Annotated in this window: 1 protein-coding gene; it reads right to left on the reverse strand. The window is 35.9% G+C overall.

Annotation, left to right across the window (positions count from 1 at the left end):
• The coding region (locus DWW96_RS13635) for a glycosyl hydrolase family 18 protein (RefSeq protein WP_199522709.1) at window positions 1-2,871 on the reverse strand (2,871 nt) is incomplete at both ends.

Below are 2,871 nucleotides of genomic sequence, written 5' to 3' on the forward strand. Positions count from 1 at the left end.
TTGCACATTGCAACAATTCCTTCTTTTGTTCCCATGTTGTATGACTGATTATCTGTTGCAATCATTGGTGATGAATTGTAAAGCTGTACATGTACATATGTTGTTTCATTTCTAAGTGCATTTATCATTGGAAGATATACACCTGCTCTTGCATCACAGTACTGATTTATTCCACCGTAGAACTGATATCCTAACTGTACGTAGAATGTTTCAGGTGCCCATGAAAGAATGAAATCTTCTCCATAGCTGTTTACAATTGTTCTTATTGCATTTATCATGTTAACAATCTTTGGTGATGTTGGATTGTTAATGTCTGTATCTTTTCCACTTTCAAACTGAACTGATGACTGTTCAAGGTCAATGTCGATTCCATCAAATCCATATTCATCTACAATTGATTTAATATCACTTACAAACTGGTTAACTGCACTCTGTGATGTTAATGAGAAATATCCTTCATATCCACCAATTGAAAGTACAATCTTTTTACCTTGTGCCTGTAATGCTTTCACATCATTTTTGAAATCTGCCTTTGTGTAGTCTGCTGTAAGTCCTGAAATATCAAATTTCATTTTTCCGTCTGTACTTCCTGCACTTACAGGTTCTGCAAATGATATATTTATTACATCCCAGTTTTTATCTACATCTCTTAACTTAATGAAAGGATTTCCTGAATTATCCCATGTATGGTAATAGCCAATTAAAAGTCTTGATGCCAAATCACTTGTTGCTGTGCCCGGTTTAGTTGTTTCTGCAACTTTTGTTGTTTCAGATGTTTCTAAACCTTCTATTGTTACCTCTATTATCTGTCCTTCTGTTTCATATCCATTTAAATTAGCTGTAACCTTTATAATATGTTTACCATTTGTTGTAAATGTATATGATGTTGCTGTTGCTAAAGCAAATGTTTCAACATATTTTCCATCAGCATATACTCTATATGTCTGTCCACTTTCTATCTGCTCATTTGTCTGACCCCAAACAAATGATACTGTTCCACCATCCTGACTCTGCTTTGCTAAGCCAATTACTTCTGTTGGCCTTGCTTCTGTCTGAGAAGATGAAGTTGTAACTTCTGTCTTTGTTGTTTCTTCATTTTTTGTTGTAACTTCTGTTTTAGTTGTAGATGTTTCTTTTGTTGGCTGTTCATGTTTTTCCAATGAATCCATAAGTGAATCCATTGATTTAGCCCATGCATAATCATTTGTAGCATCCCAGTTAATTGACCAAGTCATTACACCTCTAAATGTTGGATAAGCTTTTGGTGCTGTAAAACTTCCTGATGATGTTCCATTTACAAGTGATGTTACTGCTGTAGAAATAACATCTGTTGACACATATCCACTTGAAGCTGCTTTTGGTGTTGACGGCAATCCTAATGCTACCTGATCAGCTCTCAATCCGTTTTCTAACAATAATGTTGCAAGTGATGTCAGGAAATCTGCATTTCCAACCTGTGCATTAAATCCGTTATAACCATTCATTCCACCTGTATTGTAGAACTGTGGATAACAAATTGTAAGAATATCCCTAATCTTGTATGCCAGTCTATAATATGCAGATGTTACTGCTGTTCCGTTTGGATTTGTATCCTGAAAATATAATGTTTCAGGTGCCATAGTGATAATAAAATCATCTCCAAAATGAGACTGCACTTTTCTAAGTGCCTCAGCTATGTAATCAGTTCCTGATACCGCACTTCCTTCAAAGTCAATATCTACACCTTCAAATCCATATTCTTCTATCATTGAAATAAGGCTTGTTGCAAACTGATTTGCTGATTCTTCATTTGTTATATAAGTTGTTCCTTCTGCTCCACCTACTGAAATAATTACATGCTGACCTTTAGCCTTAGCATCTTTTATGTCCTGAATAAACTGAGCCTTTGTATATCCTCCTAATGCAGTAGATAAATCTTTGTCAAGTTCAAATGTAACCTTTCCGGCTGTTGTTGATGAATTTGCAAAAGCCACACAAATCATATCGTAGTATGATGGAACATCTGAAAGTTTAAGTGCAGTTGATCCATTGAGAAAGTTATGCCAATATCCTGTTACCATATGCTCAGGCAATTTAGAATTAACTGTATAATTATTCTGAGTTGTTTCTTCTGTTCCTGATGCGTTTGTTGTTTCTTCTATTCCCGCAACTAAGTCAGTTCTTTCTTTCCATAAAGTTACTGCTACTGTAGGAGACCATCCGGAATTGGAATTGTGTTCATATGTACATTCATACACTTTATCCTGATATTGAACCAAATCACCTATTTTATAGTGAACGTTATCCGGTGACCACACAGGATATACACCTGTCGCTGTTTTCTTAGTTGTTGTCTCAGGTGCCTTTGTTGTTTCCGGTTTCTTAGTTGTTGTTTCCGAAGCTTTTGTTGTCTCCTGTTTCTTTGTTGTAGTTACATCCTGTTCTTTTGTTGTATTCTGAACTGTTGTTCCTTCTGAAACACCATTTCCATATACTAAATTAGTAGAAAGGATTTCTCCTCCTGAAACAGCTCTCTGTCTTAATACTATTCCTTTAATGTTTCCTGTACTTGCTGTTCCTTTTCCTGATTTTAATGTAAATGTTAATGATGCTCCCGGTTCTAATGTCTTTGAGCTCCATTCCGGTGGTGTCACTACTGTCTTTCCGTTTTCACTTGTAATTGTTCCGCCTGCACTCCAGTCTCCTGATAATGTCTCTCCATTTTGTGTCTCTATCGCTATTGACGGATAACTTAATGTCTTTCCAAAGTATTCTGCCCATGGCATTACTGATATGTCCTTTGCACCTCCAGGCATTGTAATCTTTGGATTTGTATTTTTTACTGTTATTGTGTATGTATCTCCTGATGCTGTTACTGTTGTTTCAACACCG

The sequence above is a fragment of the Eubacterium sp. AF17-7 genome (genome assembly GCF_003461285.1).
In the GTDB taxonomy this organism is placed as follows: domain Bacteria; phylum Bacillota; class Clostridia; order Lachnospirales; family Lachnospiraceae; genus Eubacterium_U; species Eubacterium_U album.